The organism is Bacillus sp. FSL K6-1005, from assembly GCF_038000225.1.
GTDB lineage: Bacteria > Bacillota > Bacilli > Bacillales > Bacillaceae > Bacillus > Bacillus mojavensis.
In genome coordinates, this window is record NZ_JBBOBP010000001.1 from 910,796 (window position 1) to 925,775 (window position 14,980).

Annotated in this window: 14 protein-coding genes; 11 read left to right on the forward strand and 3 right to left on the reverse strand. The window is 43.8% G+C overall.

Going from position 1 to position 14,980, the window contains the following annotated elements; translation table 11 throughout:
* Positions 1-20: 20 nt before the first annotated feature.
* The 4 genes from mtnN (at position 21) to NST16_RS04570 (ending at position 3,158) form a co-directional block, all read left to right on the forward strand.
* A complete protein-coding gene (mtnN, locus tag NST16_RS04555) occupies positions 21-716 on the forward strand; it encodes a 5'-methylthioadenosine/S-adenosylhomocysteine nucleosidase (RefSeq protein ID WP_168748332.1) in 696 nt (231 codons plus the stop codon).
* 62 nt (positions 717-778) lie between these two features.
* Positions 779-1,702 (forward strand): O-acetylserine dependent cystathionine beta-synthase, encoded by a 924-nt coding sequence (locus tag NST16_RS04560; protein WP_168748331.1) that lies wholly within the window; start codon positions 779-781, stop codon positions 1,700-1,702.
* 1 nt (position 1,703) lies between these two features.
* A complete protein-coding gene (locus NST16_RS04565) occupies positions 1,704-2,843 on the forward strand; it encodes a bifunctional cystathionine gamma-lyase/homocysteine desulfhydrase (protein WP_340884311.1) in 1,140 nt (379 codons plus the stop codon).
* 84 nt (positions 2,844-2,927) lie between these two features.
* Positions 2,928-3,158 carry a YrhC family protein gene (locus NST16_RS04570; RefSeq protein WP_010335091.1) on the forward strand — a complete coding sequence of 77 codons (231 nt, stop codon included), beginning with the start codon at positions 2,928-2,930 and terminating at the stop codon, positions 3,156-3,158.
* A gap of 32 nt (positions 3,159-3,190) precedes the next feature.
* Here the strand turns inward: NST16_RS04570 and NST16_RS04575 are convergent, their stop codons facing one another.
* Positions 3,191-3,673, reverse strand: a complete 483-nt coding sequence (locus NST16_RS04575; protein ID WP_010335090.1) for a DUF1641 domain-containing protein — start codon at positions 3,671-3,673, stop codon at positions 3,191-3,193.
* 19 nt (positions 3,674-3,692) lie between these two features.
* A complete protein-coding gene (gene fdhF / locus NST16_RS04580; RefSeq protein WP_340884316.1) occupies positions 3,693-6,635 on the reverse strand; it encodes a formate dehydrogenase subunit alpha in 2,943 nt (980 codons plus the stop codon).
* Positions 6,636-6,952: 317 nt separating this feature from the next.
* Between fdhF and NST16_RS04585 the strand changes: the two genes are divergently transcribed.
* The 7 genes from NST16_RS04585 to cypB all read left to right on the forward strand — a co-directional run bounded on the left by NST16_RS04585 (position 6,953) and on the right by cypB (position 13,984).
* The gene (locus tag NST16_RS04585; protein WP_010335088.1) at positions 6,953-7,321 is read left to right on the forward strand and encodes a DUF2294 domain-containing protein; all 369 of its coding nucleotides are present in this window, start codon (positions 6,953-6,955) and stop codon (positions 7,319-7,321) included.
* Positions 7,322-7,584: 263 nt separating this feature from the next.
* Entirely contained in the window at positions 7,585-8,385 is an 801-nt protein-coding gene (locus NST16_RS04590; RefSeq protein ID WP_010335087.1) for a formate/nitrite transporter family protein, read from the forward strand.
* Positions 8,386-8,781: 396 nt separating this feature from the next.
* Entirely contained in the window at positions 8,782-8,931 is a 150-nt protein-coding gene (locus tag NST16_RS04595) for a YrzI family small protein (protein WP_003237348.1), read from the forward strand.
* 166 nt (positions 8,932-9,097) lie between these two features.
* Entirely contained in the window at positions 9,098-9,256 is a 159-nt protein-coding gene (locus NST16_RS04600) for a hypothetical protein (protein WP_229146692.1), read from the forward strand.
* Between the two features lie 176 nt (positions 9,257-9,432).
* Positions 9,433-9,990 carry a class I SAM-dependent methyltransferase gene (locus tag NST16_RS04605; RefSeq protein ID WP_326196267.1) on the forward strand — a complete coding sequence of 186 codons (558 nt, stop codon included), beginning with the start codon at positions 9,433-9,435 and terminating at the stop codon, positions 9,988-9,990.
* A gap of 222 nt (positions 9,991-10,212) precedes the next feature.
* Positions 10,213-10,803 carry a TetR/AcrR family transcriptional regulator gene (locus NST16_RS04610; RefSeq protein WP_168748327.1) on the forward strand — a complete coding sequence of 197 codons (591 nt, stop codon included), beginning with the start codon at positions 10,213-10,215 and terminating at the stop codon, positions 10,801-10,803.
* Between the two features lie 16 nt (positions 10,804-10,819).
* Complete coding sequence (cypB, locus tag NST16_RS04615) at positions 10,820-13,984, forward strand: bifunctional cytochrome P450/NADPH--P450 reductase CypB (protein ID WP_340884324.1); 3,165 nt, start codon at positions 10,820-10,822, stop codon at positions 13,982-13,984.
* 325 nt (positions 13,985-14,309) lie between these two features.
* Here cypB and NST16_RS04620 read toward each other — a convergent pair whose 3' ends face one another.
* Positions 14,310-14,573 carry a YrhK family protein gene (locus tag NST16_RS04620; protein ID WP_445684605.1) on the reverse strand — a complete coding sequence of 88 codons (264 nt, stop codon included), beginning with the start codon at positions 14,571-14,573 and terminating at the stop codon, positions 14,310-14,312.
* Positions 14,574-14,980: the final 407 nt, after the last annotated feature.

Below are 14,980 nucleotides of genomic sequence, written 5' to 3' on the forward strand. Positions count from 1 at the left end.
AGTGAAGGGAATGTGTATAGATGAAACTAGCAGTCATCGGAGCAATGGAAGAGGAAGTAACCATCCTAAGAAACAAACTGGAAAATGCCAAAACAGAAACGATCGCGCACTGTGAATTTACAACAGGCCAATATGAAGGAACTGAAGTCATTTTATTAAAATCAGGAATCGGAAAAGTGAATGCTGCGATCAGCACGACACTTCTGCTTGATCGCTACAAGCCTGATTATGTGATTAACACAGGCTCAGCTGGCGGATTTCATCATACACTGAATGTGGGAGACGTCGTCATTTCTACTGACGTTCGCCATCATGATGTAGATGTAACGGCCTTTGACTATGAATACGGACAGGTGCCAGGCCTTCCGGCTGCTTACGCCGCAGATGAAAAGCTGATCAGCATTACTGAAGAAGCGATTTCTGAGCTTGATGGCATTCAAGTTGCAAAGGGAACAATCGCAACAGGCGATTCCTTTATGAATGATCCGAAGCGGGTCGAAGAGGTCCGTGCGAGATTTTCTGATCTGTATGCGGTTGAAATGGAGGCAGCGGCAGTCGCTCAAGTGTGCCACCAGTTTCAAACGCCATTTGTTGTGATCAGAGCATTATCTGATATCGCAGGAAAAGAATCACATGTTTCATTTGACCAATTTTTAGAGCAGGCCGCTGTTAACTCAACAGAGCTTGTGTTAAAAGTGATCAAACGAATTCATTAAAACGGGGGGAGTGTTCTCCTCCGTTTTCTCTAAAACAACCTCTATCAAGGAGGAGGACATATATGACAGTTATTACGGACATTACTGAGCTGATTGGGAATACACCGCTTCTCCGCTTGAAGAATTTTGATATTCCTGAAGGAGTGGCTGTATATGCCAAGCTGGAAATGATGAACCCTGGCGGCAGCATAAAAGACAGACTGGGAGACATGCTGATCCGTGACGCCCTAGAATCAGGCAAAGTAAAGCCTGGGGGAGTTATTATAGAGGCAACGGCCGGCAATACAGGTATCGGACTTGCCCTTAACGCCAGAAAACATGGCTTAAAGGCCATTTTCTGTGTCCCAGAACATTTCAGCAAAGAAAAGCAGCAGATTATGCAGGCGCTGGGAGCGTCAATCGTCCATACGCCGCGTAAAGACGGAATGCAGGGAGCAATTCAAAAAGCGATACAGCTGGAGACAGAAATTGAAAATTCCTATTGTGTTTTGCAATTTAAAAACCAAGTAAATCCATCGACTTACTATAAGACGCTTGGTCCTGAAATATGGAAAGCGCTTGACGGCAATATTCATACGTTTGTCGCAGGTGCAGGATCAGGAGGCACATTCGCGGGAACAGCATCCTTCTTAAAAGAAAAACATCCCGCAGTCAAAACAGTGATTGTCGAACCGGAAGGCTCCATATTAAACGGCGGAGAGCCTCATGCTCATAAAACAGAAGGGATCGGCATGGAGTTTATTCCTGACTATATGGATGAAAGCCATTTTGATGCAATATATACGGTAACAGATAAGAATGCCTTTAGGCTTGTAAAAGAAGCGGCTGAAAAAGAAGGCCTGCTGATTGGAAGCTCTTCAGGTGCAGCGCTTTATGCGGCATTGGAGGAAGCGAAAAAATCGTCTGCCGGAACAAATATTGTCACAGTATTCCCAGACAGCAGTGATCGGTATATCAGCAAACATATATACGAAGGAGGCATCTGATATGAAGAAAAAAACAATGATGGTACATGGCGGGATTACAGGTGATGAGAAAACAGGAGCTGTTTCCGTACCGATATATCAAGTGAGCACGTACAAGCAGCCGAAAGCAGGCCAGCATACCGGCTATGAATATTCAAGAACGGCCAACCCGACAAGAACTGCGCTGGAAACGCTTGTGACAGAGCTCGAAGCCGGGGAAGCAGGCTATGCGTTCAGCTCTGGAATGGCTGCAATCACAGCTGTTATGATGCTGTTTAACAGCGGAGACCATGTTGTATTGACTGATGACGTGTACGGCGGCACATATCGTGTAATGACAAAGGTGCTTAACCGTCTCGGCATTGAATCAACTTTTGTGGATACAAGCAGCAGAGAAGAAGTGGAAAAAGCGATTCGTCCCAACACAAAGGCCATTTATATTGAGACACCGACAAATCCGCTTCTCAAAATCACCGATTTATCACTGATGGCAGGTATTGCGAAAAAAGCGGGTGTTCTTCTAATCGTAGACAACACCTTTAACACCCCGTATTTTCAGCAGCCGCTTACTTTAGGCGCTGATATCGTGCTTCACAGTGCGACTAAATACCTCGGTGGACACAGTGATGTTGTCGGCGGTTTAGTTATTACAGCTTCGAAAGAGCTAGGAGAAGAGCTGCATTTTGTGCAAAATTCAACAGGCGGCGTGCTTGGCCCTCAGGATTCTTGGCTGTTAATGAGAGGAATCAAAACACTGGGGCTCAGAATGGAAGCAATTGATCAAAACGCCCGGAAAATTGCAAGCTTTCTTGAGCAACATCCTGCTGTTCAAACGTTATATTACCCTGGTTCTCCAAACCATCCGGGGCATGAGCTTGCGACATCTCAAGGATCAGGCTTTGGAGGCATGATCTCCTTTGATATTGGCAGTGAAGAGCGAGTGGATGCCTTTTTAGGCAAACTTAAGCTGTTTACAATTGCGGAAAGCCTAGGCGCTGTAGAAAGCTTAATTTCTGTTCCGGCTAGGATGACACATGCCTCTATTCCGAGAGAGCGCCGGCTTGAACTCGGCATTACGGACGGCTTGATCAGAATCTCTGTGGGAATAGAAGATGGAGAGGATTTGCTGGAAGATATCGAGCAGGCTCTTAACATTTTATAGCAAATGGATAGATTTACTTTCTCTGTAAGCTGCCAGATTATATTATAATAGTCGTATACTATGAATCTGGCAGGTGATTCTTTTATGAAGAAGAATAGAATGAAATCATTAAAAGAAGACTACAAGCATTTCGCTTTTACCTTGCTTGCAGTCAGCACTTTTTTATATATAGGCGCGGTTCTTCCTGATCAGGGCTTAACGTTAGGCCAGAAATCGGTTATGTTTATGACGGATTGCGTGTTTTTAGCCGGCGCTTTCTTTTGCGCCGACCGTTCACTCGTATATAAGAAGCGCTTGGAAGAAGCCGACGAGTAAAAAAACAGCCATCAACTGATGGCTGTTTTTTGTTATTCTTCCCGCAGCTCTTTTCCCATGCCTTTTAAAAACTGAAGTCCGAAGCCGACTGCTCTGTTGATATCGGGATCGTTCATCGCTTTTAAGAGATCGAGAATGCCGACCTTCTTGTCTTCTTTTAAAAAGCTTTGCGCCTGTTCGGTTCCCGCCATCACGCTTTCTAATAGCTTGCCTGTAAACGCAGGATCAGCCTTTGTCAAAGCGCCTCCAGCCGCCATCATCGTGTTGATGAGGTTTGTGACCGGCTCGCGAGATACCTGGCCAAGCGCGATTTTGGCGATGTCTTCTTTCGCCCTCAGCATGCTTGCCGCTGCATCAAAGATGCCAAGCTCATTAAGTTCACTCATTAACGTCATCGTTTTCGAGACGGCATCCTCGTTTTCCGTCAGCAGCTCCTTCAGCTCCTCAATTTTCTCAAGCTTGATTTGCTCCGCTGTTTTTGTTTCTTTTTTGATCGTTGTAATCGGAGTGGCCATTTTCGTTTCCCCCTTTCAATTAATCAGTCAAATGGACATAACCAGGACGGTTCCATTTTCTTTCTGCCTCGACGCCGTTTTGCGGATTCCGTTTCTTGTTGCGCGGGTTTGTTTTAGGAAGCGGTGCGCTTTCACAGCCTCCAAGCACCTCCATGCGAACCTTCGTCTGTTTGTAAGCAGGCGTGTTCGTGCGTTTATCTGCCGCAGGCCCAGTCAGGAAGTTAATCGCTGAATCCTTGTCTGTCGAGTTCATCGGCAGGTAGAGTTCATTTTTTCGCACACGGTCAGTAATGAGCGCATTTAATTTAACAGCTCCGAACGGAGAAACAAGGCGAACCAGTGAACCGTCACAAATGCCGCGCTCCTGTGCAAGCTCCGGCGATACTTCGATGAATACATTCGGCACTTTGGATTGAATGCCTTTCGATTTATTTGTCATATTTCCTTCATGGAAATGCTCAAGCATCCGGCCGTTATTGATGTGAAGATCATATTCTTCAGGGAAAGCGGCAGGTTCAGTCCAATCAGACAGTGCAAAACGGGCTTTTTTGTCTGGGAAATTAAATCCGTCTTCATACAGAAGCGGCGTGCTTTCACCTGTGAAGCTGCCCCATAGGAAGCTGTTCCAGCCTTCAAGCACCTCATAGCTGGCTTTTCCAAACAGAGGAGAAAGGCTGGCCATTTCAGAGAAAATGTCGCTTGGATGGCTGTAGTTCCAGCCGGCTCCTAAGCGGTTTGCCACTTCTTGAATAATCCACCAGTCCGGTTTCGCGTCTCCAAGTGTCGGAAGTGCTTGATACAATCGCTGCACACGGCGCTCTGTATTGGTAAACGTTCCATCCTTCTCAAGAGATGGAGCGGCAGGCAAGACGACATCGGCATATTGCGCCGTTCTCGACAGGAAAATATCCTGAACCACGAAGAAATCAAGGCTTGATAAAATATCATGCACATGGTTCGCATTCGAATCGACCAGTGCCATATCTTCCCCAACAAGGTACATGGCCTTCATCTTACCTTCTTCAATGGAATGAAGCATTTGGATATTGTCTAAACCTGGTTTTCCGTCAATCGCCACACCATAAGCCTTCTCAAATTTGGCACGTGCTTCGTCATCCGTAATATGCTGATATCCCGGAAGCCAGCCTGGCAATGTTCCCATGTCGCAAGCGCCTTGAACATTATTGTGGCCGCGCAGAGGATAAGCGCCGGCACCCGGACGGCGGTAGTTGCCTGTTGCCAGAAGCAAGTTCGAAATCGCTGCTGACGTATCGGAGCCGCCTGTATTTTGAGTAACACCCATTCCCCAAAGAACACAAGTGCCGTCAGCATCACGAATCATCTCGGCAATTTGAATGATGTACTCTTTTGAGAGGCCTGTGATGCGTTCTGCATAATCAAGGGTATAGGTTTTAAGTGTTTCTTTATAGTCTTCAAAGTAGTTCACGTTCTCATCAATAAACGCTTGATCATGCCAGCCTTGGTCGATCATATATTTTGTAACGGCCATCAGCCATACTTGGTCTGTACCTTGTTTAGGGCTAATGAACAGATCAGACCGCTCAGCCATCTCATTTTTCCGCAGGTCGGCAACGATCAATTTTTGTCCGTGAAGTTTGTGTGCACGTTTTACTCGTGTAGCAAGCACCGGATGTCCTTCAGCCGGATTGGCGCCGACAATGATGACGAGACCGGCCTTGGCAATGTCTTTAATCGTGCCTGCGTCACCGCCCATACCGACAGTACGGAACAACCCGTCTGTTGCAGGAGACTGACAGTAGCGAGAGCAGTTATCGACGTTATTTGTTTCAAATACCTGACGCGCTAATTTTTGGATGACATAGTTTTCTTCATTCGTAATTTTAGAAGAAGAAATGAATCCGACAGAGCCTTTGCCGTATGTCTCTTTTATTGCACCTAATCTGCTTGCGACTAAATCGAGGGCTTCTTCCCAAGAAGATTCAACAAAAGCCCCGTTTTTACGAATTAAAGGCTTTGTAATCCGTTCTTCAGAATTGACGAAATCCCAGCCGAATTTTCCTTTGACACATGTAGAAATCGCGTTAACCGGAGCGTCGGAAACAGGCTGGACCTTTAAGATATCCCGTCCTTTTGTCCATACTTCAAAGGAGCAGCCGACGCCGCAGAATGTACATACCGTTTTCGTTTTTTTCGTTCTTGTTTCACGCATAGCCGCTTCAACTTCAGAAATAGCGAAAATGCTGCCGTACCCCGGTTCAACATTTTTGACAAGGTCAATCATTGGTTCCATGACATCCTGTTTGATACCTGTCATAAAGCCAGCCTGGCCAAGCATTGATTTTTCCATCAGTGCATTACACGGACAAACCGTGACACATTGGCCGCAGCTGACACAAGATGATTCATTGATGGGAACTCCTTCATCCCAAATAACCCGCGGACGATCGCGTTCCCAGTCGATAGAGAGCGTTTCATTGACTTGAAGGTTCTGACACACCTCAACACACTGGCCGCAGGCGATGCATTGGTTTGGATCATAGCGGTAAAACGGGTGAGACATATCAACCGCACAAGACGGATCTTCTTTTGGCGTATAAGGGTATTTTTGATGCTCGATCCCCATCATTTCCGCTGTATTATGCAGCGTGCAGTTCCCATTGTTATTATCGCATACCGTACAATACAGCAAATGGTTTTCAAGCAGCCGGTCCATTGCTTCGGTTTGCGCCTCTTTCACACGATTTCCCGAAAGATCAATTGACATTCCGTTTTCAGCGACCGTAGAGCATGAACGAACCAGCTTGCCGTCTGCCTCTACAATGCATGTATCGCATGTTTGAATCGGGTCAACCTCTGGGACATGGCAGATTTGCGGATACTCAATCCCATTTTCATTTAAAATATCTAAAATTGTGGCCCCTGCTCGTGCTTGAATTTCTGTTCCGTCAACGCGGACACTGATCGACTTATCGTCCATCATATTCATATTCCCCTCCATCTTTCTATCAAGAAGTCAAAAAAAGCCATGTATAGATACACCTGTCTTTCATTCACAGAAGGTGTAAACACACATGGCGGAATAGTTCACTAGCAAGTCTTACTAACAGACCAATCCTTGATTTTTATAAACCGATAGACTCATAACAAGATCCTATTACAAATCCATCAACACTGCTTTTATTATAAAGTGATATTTATTATAATACAATATGACAGGAAAATTTTAACCAAGTGAAATGTCCTGAGGGGAACCGGGAACGGCCTTTTATGAAGGCAAAATCGGAAGGGGTAATGAACATGTCAAAGAAAATTCATGAGTTCAATGATATTATTCGAAAACTTCGCAAAGAATTGTTCGGAAAAGGACCTGAACGGATTCACACGGTATTTGTAGATAATATGGCTGTGTCAACGCTCTACGGCAATTTAAGCGCGAGCGAGCAGTTTATCGCCCGCACGCCTGAGGGAAGAGAGATGGTGCATGCGGCCCGGACAAGCCTGATTCAAGACCTTTACTCTAAAAAAACGCCGGAAGGAATGGAGGAACTGATCGGGGCTAAGCTTGTTCATTTGTTTTCTGACATCAAAATTGAAGAAAATATCGCCGTATCTGTATTTGTCTTTGATCGAAAAATTGATGACCAAAAAGAAGTCCTTTATAACTAGCATATTTGCCGTTGACACAAAATTGTCACATTTGTTATGATGTATTTACTGCAGTTATAGAAGGACAAAAGCAATGGAATATATGCACGAACTGTATATATTCTCTACCAACATCTTAATTCTGCTTGATGTTGTTGTATGGGTATGCAACAAGTTAGGCAGCATTCAAACACCTGAGTGATACAGGTTATTTGAGTGCTGCCTTTTTTGTTGCTTTTCTTTTATAACTGTAAAAATGAAGAAACAATGGAGGCGTATGTAGTATGGGTTTTCGGAAACCGGATGAAATAGCAGAAGCAGCAATTGAAGCAGGGATGAAAAAGGTAAAGCTTCCGTTGCTGTCTCTCTTGGTGCTAGGGTTTTTAGGCGGTGCCTTTATCGCATTCGGCTATTTGCTTGATATCAGGGTGATCGGCGATCTTCCAAAAGAATGGGGAAGCCTGTCCAGTTTTATCGGTGCTGCGGTATTTCCTGTAGGACTGATACTTGTGGTTCTTGCAGGGGCTGAACTGATTACAGGAAATATGATGTCAGTGGCAATGGCGTTATTTTCCAGAAAAATATCACTAAAGGATTTGGCGGTTAATTGGGTGATCGTCACCATTATGAATCTGATCGGCGCTTTGTTTGTTGCTTACTTTTTCGGTCATCTTGTCGGGTTAACCGAAACGGGGCCATATTTGGAAAAGACGATTGCTGTCGCGCAAGGAAAGCTTGATATGAGCTTTGGCAAGGTTCTCGTTTCCGGCATCGGCTGTAACTGGCTGGTCTGTCTTGCAGTTTGGCTTTCCTTCGGTGCTCAAGATGGGGCAGGGAAAATTTTTGGCATCTGGTTCCCTGTCATGGCCTTTGTGGCAATCGGATTTCAGCACGTTGTCGCCAACATGTTTGTGATTCCGGCTGCCATTTTTGCCGGCTCGTTTACGTGGGGGCAGTTTATCGGTAACCTCATACCGGCTTTTATCGGCAATGTTATTGGAGGAGCCGTGTTTGTCGGATTCATCTATTTTATTGCATATCATAAGAAAGACCGCTTAAGAAAAGAAATGAAGCAGGTCTCATAAACAAGGGACAAAGACAATCGATAAATCACACAATTTACGTCCATTTTTAGAAAAAGATGTTTACAAAATGGAATTTGGTGGATATACTTACAAAGTAAGAAAAAAAGCAAAGGAGGCTGAATCAAAATGACAATGCGACAACGACGCAGACCAGTTAGTGGCTCACGTAATGTACAAGGAATGTATAATGGTTTATTCAGCCTGTGGAAGAGTTCGTGTCCTTCCTTAACCGATGCTTATCGCACGCATTAAAATCGGAATCGTCGGACATACGCAACTCCCCGCAGGCAGTAGAGGATGGGTGTCTTCTTTTGTCTGCGGTTTTTTATGTGCCCGCAGCAGGGAGATGCCGCGGGTTATTTCGCTTGGAGCGGACTTTGAAAGGGGGTGAGCGATATGACGATTAACCTATTCTTTTTGACTTTAACGATCAACAAACGGTTTAAAAGCCCGGAAGAGTTCGAACGAGAACAGCAGATCGAGCAGATTTATGACGAAATGAAAGAATCTCAGCTGAAACATCTTTATTTGACAAACTGGCGCTAAGAGCAAATAAAAAACAGGAAGGGAGAGATGACATATGCTTAAAATGGAACTATTGATGCATTATACGATGGAGAAGGACCAAGTGTAGCGAATGAAGCTGTCAAGGAAATGCTGTCCCGCATATCATAAAAAAGCAGCAGCACTTTATGTAAGGGCAGGTGATGGCATCATGAACTTTCAACAAAAAAGGCTGCCGTCGATAGGCCATGGTTATGCATCCATGCCGCATTCCTTCAAACACGGCTATGGCAATCCATTCCGTCAGCAGAGACTGGCTGCGACCCAGCAGCAAAGGCTGTATATGTTCCCATATCATTGGCATTAAAAAGCGGGCAGAAAACAATTTGTTTTCTGCCTTTTTTGCGGGAAAAAATGAAAATGTTCAGTTCTGTTGAAACATTTCTAAACACATTGCCGTCTAGTTGATATCCATTCTGTATAAGAAATGAAGCGATGTTTATTTTTTCAATATAATAAATAAACACAGGAAACCAAAAGCAGGTGTTTAAGATGCTAGAAAACAAACTTTATAAACGATCCAACCTATTGAAATTATTTTCTAGGAAATATAAGCAAACGAAAACAATTGAGCATATGATGATTGATTCTATAGACATACAAGAAAATGACAGAATTTTAGAAATTGGAACCGGAAACGGCTCTGCCTTTAAGAAAATAACGGAAAAACTTGAAAAGGGAAGCATCAAAAGCATCGATTCTTCTAAGCGAAAAGTAAGACAGATGTCCCGTGCAATCCGAAAGCAAAAGAAAACAGGTCAGGGGGACATTCTCTATGGCCATCCGGAAAGGATACCCTTTGAAGACCGTACCTTCAATAAAGTGTTTTCGTTACATACGGTTCAGACTTGTACTGATGTCAGGCTTGCATTAAGAGAGATTTATCGAGTGCTTCAAATTGACGGCCGATTTTACATCAGTATTGATAACAATGCAGAAAAAAGCGAGAAAAAATATATTCAATTGCTGCAAGATCAGCATTTTAGGGACATTTCTGTCATCGAACGCGATTCGTGTCTTTGTATAATTGCTGTTAAATAAAAAATTTCTCGGGAAATATATCCAGACTTCTGACATCTAGAGAATTGGGTATATTTTCTTAATTTTATATATTTTGCATAGCATTTATATTAAAAAAAGTTTTTTTCATATAAACTATAAACATAAGTATGGGTAAGAGGTGATTCGTAGCAGAGTGGATATCATTTATGAACAAGCGGAATGAATATTCATTCCTAAAAGAAACGGAGGTTTTAAGTTTACATGGCATCCGCACTTATCAGTAAATACGATTTGATCATGAAGGCATCGCTATCGCTTTTTACGGAAAGAGGATTTGATGCCACCACCATCCCAATGATAGCAAAAAGAGCTGAAGTTGGTACAGGCACGATTTACCGCTACTTTGACAGCAAAGAAACACTCGTCAATGTTTTGTTTCAAGAAAGCATTCAGCGCTTTTCAGAAAAGGTAAAGCGGAATTATTCAGAAATGCCTGTCAGGGAGGGCTTTCGCCACATATTTTGCTGTCTCGTTCAATTTACGAAGGAGAGCGACTACGCGCTTTTTTTCCTTGAGACGAAGAAGGATGCTCACTATTTAAATGAAACAAGCAAAAAAATGATAGAAAACCTGACTCAAATGCTTGACGATTTCTTTAACAAGGGAAAAACAGAAGGAGTGATCCGCTCCTTGCCCTCCAATGTATTAATTGCGATTGTATTAGGCGCATTTCTCAAGCTGTACCAGCTAATGCAACAAGGTGATATAGAGATGAATGCTGATTTGATTTCTGAATTGGAGCAGTGCTGCTGGGACGCGATTAAACTTCATTCATTGACTTCAGAAGAATAAAGAAAGGAAGATGTTTATGAAACAGGCAAGTGCAATACCTCAGCCGAAAACATACGGACCTTTAAAAAATCTCCCGCATTTGGAAAAGGAACAGCTTTCTCAATCCTTATGGCGGATTGCTGATGAGTTAGGGCCGATTTTCCGTTTTGATTTTCCAGGTGTATCCGGCGTTTTCGTATCAGGCCATGAACTCGTTGCTGAAGTGTGTGACGAGAGCCGCTTTGATAAAAACCTTGGAAAAGGCTTGCTGAAAGTGCGTGAGTTCGGAGGAGACGGATTGTTTACAAGCTGGACGCACGAGCCGAATTGGCAGAAAGCCCATCGTATTCTACTGCCGAGCTTCAGTCAAAAAGCAATGAAAGGCTATCATTCTATGATGCTGGATATCGCGACACAGCTGATTCAAAAATGGAGCCGGCTGAATCCGAATGAAGAAATTGACGTGGCGGACGATATGACCCGCTTGACGCTTGATACCATCGGGTTATGCGGATTTAACTATCGGTTTAACAGCTTTTACCGTGATACGCAGCATCCGTTTATCACCAGCATGCTCCGGGCTTTAAAAGAGGGAATGAATCAAACAAAGAGACTGGGCCTGCAGGATAAGATGATGGTCAAAACGAGACAGCAGTTCCAAAAGGATATCGAAGTGATGAATTCGCTGGTCGACAGAATAATAGCAGAGCGAAAAGCATATCCGGATCAAAATATTAAGGATCTGTTATCGCTCATGCTTTATGCAAAAGATCCTGTAACGGGTGAGACACTGGATGATGAAAACATCAGATATCAAATCATCACATTTTTAATTGCAGGCCATGAAACAACGAGCGGCTTGCTCTCCTTTGCGATTTACTGCCTGCTTAAACATCCAGAAAAACTTAAGAAAGCTCAGGAGGAAGCCGATCGCGTATTAACGGAAGACACGCCAGAATATAAACACATTCAGCAGCTGAAATATGTCCGGATGGTACTCAATGAAACACTTAGGCTGTATCCGACAGCGCCCGCTTTTTCTCTTTATGCCAAGGAGGATACAGTTTTAGGCGGTGAATATCCTATCAGTAAAGGACAGCCCGTCTCCGTCTTGATCCCAAAACTTCACAGAGACCAAAACGCTTGGGGTGAAGATGCAGAAGATTTTCGTCCGGAACGGTTTGAGAACCCTGAGAATATTCCTCACCATGCGTATAAACCGTTTGGAAACGGCCAGCGCGCGTGTATCGGGATGCAGTTTGCGCTTCAAGAAGCGACAATGGTTCTCGGTCTTGTGTTAAAGCACTTTGAATTGATAAATCACACCGGTTATGAGCTCAAAATCAAAGAGGCATTAACAATTAAACCGGATAATTTTAAAATTACAGTGAAACCAAGGAAAACGGTCCAAATGAATGTTCAGAAAAAAGAACAGACTGGCACCGCGCACGAAACGAAGGAAAACGAGACAAAACCTAAACACGGCACACCTTTACTCGTTCTTTACGGTTCAAATCTCGGCACCGCAGAAGGCATGGCGGGTGAATTGGCTGCTTACGGGCGCCGGCTCGGCTTTACAGCGGAAACTGCATCTCTTGATGATTACATCGGAAAACTCCCTGACCAAGGTGCTGTTGTCATTGTGACTGCCTCATATAATGGAGCGCCGCCTGATAATGCTGCTGGCTTTGTCGAGTGGCTGGGAGAGTTGGAGGAAGGTCAATTAAAGGATGTTTCCTATGCGGTATTCGGCTGCGGAAACCGAAGCTGGGCCAGCACGTATCAGCGAATTCCTCGCCTTATCGATGACATGATGGCATCAAAAGGAGCATCACGTTTGACATCCATTGGGGAAGGAGATGCGGCTGACGACTTTGAAAGCCATCGCGAGTCTTGGGAGAACCGCTTTTGGAAGGAAACAATGGAAGCCTTTCATGTGAACGAAATAACCGAGAAAGAAACGAAGCCTTCACTATCCATTACATTCCTCAGTGAAGCAACAGAGACACCGCTTGCTAAAGCGTATGGCGCGTTTGAAGGTATCGTTCTTGAAAACCGTGAGCTTCAGGCAGAAAGTAGTTTGCGTTCAACTCGTCATATAGAATTGGAGCTCCCTGACTCAAAAACGTATAAAGAAGGCGACCACATCGGAATATTGCCGAAAAACAGCCAAGAGCTGGTTCAACGGGTTCTCAATCGATTCGATTTGCAGCCGCACGCCGTGATAAAAATGAACGGCAGCCCGCATATGGCTCACCTTCCGCTGGATCGGCCAATCAGAGTGACGGAGTTATTATCATCCTACGTAGAGCTGCAGGATTCTGCTTCAAGGCTTCAGCTTCGTGAGCTGGCTTCATATACAGTATGCCCGCCTCATAAAAAAGAGCTGGAATTGCTTGTTTCAAGTGATGAAATGTACAAGGAACAGGTTCTGACAAAACGTGTGACCATGCTGGATCTGTTAGAGGACTATCCGGCCTGTGAAATGCCGTTTGAACGATTTTTAGAGCTTTTGCCATCACTAAAGCCGAGATATTATTCAATTTCAAGCTCACCGAAGGTCAAAGCAAATAAGATCAGTATGACGGTAGGAGTTGTAAAGACGACAGCTTGGAGTGGACGCGGAGAATACAAGGGCGTTGCATCCAATTATTTAGCCGGACTCCGTCAAGGTGATACGGTTGCCTGTTTCATTCGGACGCCGCAATCTGGATTCCAGCTGCCTGATGATCCCGAAACCCCTCTTATTATGGTGGGACCAGGCACAGGAATTGCGCCATTCAGAGGTTTCATCCAGGCCAGGTCCGTTCTGAAGAAGGAAGGAAGTGCGCTTGGCGAAGCTCATTTATACTTTGGGTGCCGCCGTCCTGATCATGACGATCTTTATAAAGAAGAGCTTGACCAGGCGGAAAACGACGGTTTGGTAACAGTCCATCGATGCTATTCACGAATGGAAGACGAGCCAAAAGTATATGTTCAGCACTTGCTAAAACAAGATGCACAGAAATTAATTTCACTGATCGAAAAAGGTGCGCACGTTTATGTATGCGGCGATGGTGCGCATATGGCTCCTGAAGTAGAGAACACACTGCGTGCGGCTTACGAAGGTGACAAAGGAGCAAGTCAGGAAGCGTCAGCAGAATGGCTGAAGACGCTGCAAGATCAAAAACGTTATGTAAAAGATGTATGGACAGGAATGTAGGTAAAAATAAATCCCGCCAGAGATGGCGGGATTACTTTAGCATGTGAAAAAAACCGGCACGATATTGAAATCTACTGAAAAGGATGTTATAGGGAGTATCGCGCCGGCCTTACTATTATTATCGTCCGAAAGATATAAAACTTTAGGTTTTTTTCTATTATTTTATATATAAATAGTTATAAAGTTATATATTTGTGTATTGGAGTTCGATTTTTTATTGACTTAATCAAGCGTTTTGCCTTCATCCTGCCGTTTGAGTTAGACTGTCCGATTGAGACCCGGCACTTGAATGCCCCACAGGTTTCAGACTGTTCGCTTCTTCAAACTAGTCAGAGGACACTCCTTGTTGATATTGACGCTCGAGATGTTTTCTGTAATGAAAATCATGAACCAGTCGAATCGTCGGTCTGATTAAAAGCAGGAAGCTGCCAACTGCAAACAGCCATATTCCTGCAGACATTAATTCATCGTAAAAAAAGAGAAAGCTGCCGATGAAAAATAAAGCGCCAATGATAAAATCGTTTACTGTATAGAGAACTTTATATCGTTTTTTGAAAAATGGCTCATACCGATTTATTTGCTTTTTCATTTCATTTTCTGCATTAGCTGCCACTATGATCCCCCCATTCTATATTTGCTTACCCTCACGGAAACGATAGGTAAACATAAGGTCTTCACAGCTAGAAATAAAGATTATTAGGACCATAAATAAGTCAGCCATTTCTCAAGTTAGGAAGGGAGATTGCGAAGTTTTTTAGAGCTAATTATTTACATAAAGTGAAAAATATTGTAATATTAATGAATTATAAACGAAAGGGGTGACAGTATGACTAACGGATCGAATATTATTCTCGTATTAAGTGAATTTGAGAACGAAACGGAAGGAATAATTTTAGAATGCAGAATATAAATTTCCAATAGATTAGGTTTTATGCCTGGTCCATGTCATCAATGTGACAGGCAATCCTTTTTTAAAAGCAATTTGTGCATGCGATG

What these genes read in the sequence shown, in the direction of transcription:
- mtnN (WP_168748332.1), top strand. Translation starts at nt 21, where the DNA reads ATGAAACTAGCAGTCATCGGAGCAATGGAAGAGGAAGTAACCATCCTA.
- NST16_RS04560 (WP_168748331.1), top strand. Translation starts at nt 779, where the DNA reads ATGACAGTTATTACGGACATTACTGAGCTGATTGGGAATACACCGCTT.
- NST16_RS04565 (WP_340884311.1), top strand. Translation starts at nt 1,704, where the DNA reads ATGAAGAAAAAAACAATGATGGTACATGGCGGGATTACAGGTGATGAG.
- NST16_RS04570 (WP_010335091.1), top strand. Translation starts at nt 2,928, where the DNA reads ATGAAGAAGAATAGAATGAAATCATTAAAAGAAGACTACAAGCATTTC.
- NST16_RS04575 (WP_010335090.1), bottom strand. Translation starts at nt 3,673, where the DNA reads ATGGCCACTCCGATTACAACGATCAAAAAAGAAACAAAAACAGCGGAG.
- fdhF (WP_340884316.1), bottom strand. Translation starts at nt 6,635, where the DNA reads ATGATGGACGATAAGTCGATCAGTGTCCGCGTTGACGGAACAGAAATT.
- NST16_RS04585 (WP_010335088.1), top strand. Translation starts at nt 6,953, where the DNA reads ATGTCAAAGAAAATTCATGAGTTCAATGATATTATTCGAAAACTTCGC.
- NST16_RS04590 (WP_010335087.1), top strand. Translation starts at nt 7,585, where the DNA reads ATGGGTTTTCGGAAACCGGATGAAATAGCAGAAGCAGCAATTGAAGCA.
- NST16_RS04595 (WP_003237348.1), top strand. Translation starts at nt 8,782, where the DNA reads ATGACGATTAACCTATTCTTTTTGACTTTAACGATCAACAAACGGTTT.
- NST16_RS04610 (WP_168748327.1), top strand. Translation starts at nt 10,213, where the DNA reads ATGGCATCCGCACTTATCAGTAAATACGATTTGATCATGAAGGCATCG.
- cypB (WP_340884324.1), top strand. Translation starts at nt 10,820, where the DNA reads ATGAAACAGGCAAGTGCAATACCTCAGCCGAAAACATACGGACCTTTA.
- NST16_RS04620 (WP_445684605.1), bottom strand. Translation starts at nt 14,573, where the DNA reads ATGAAAAAGCAAATAAATCGGTATGAGCCATTTTTCAAAAAACGATAT.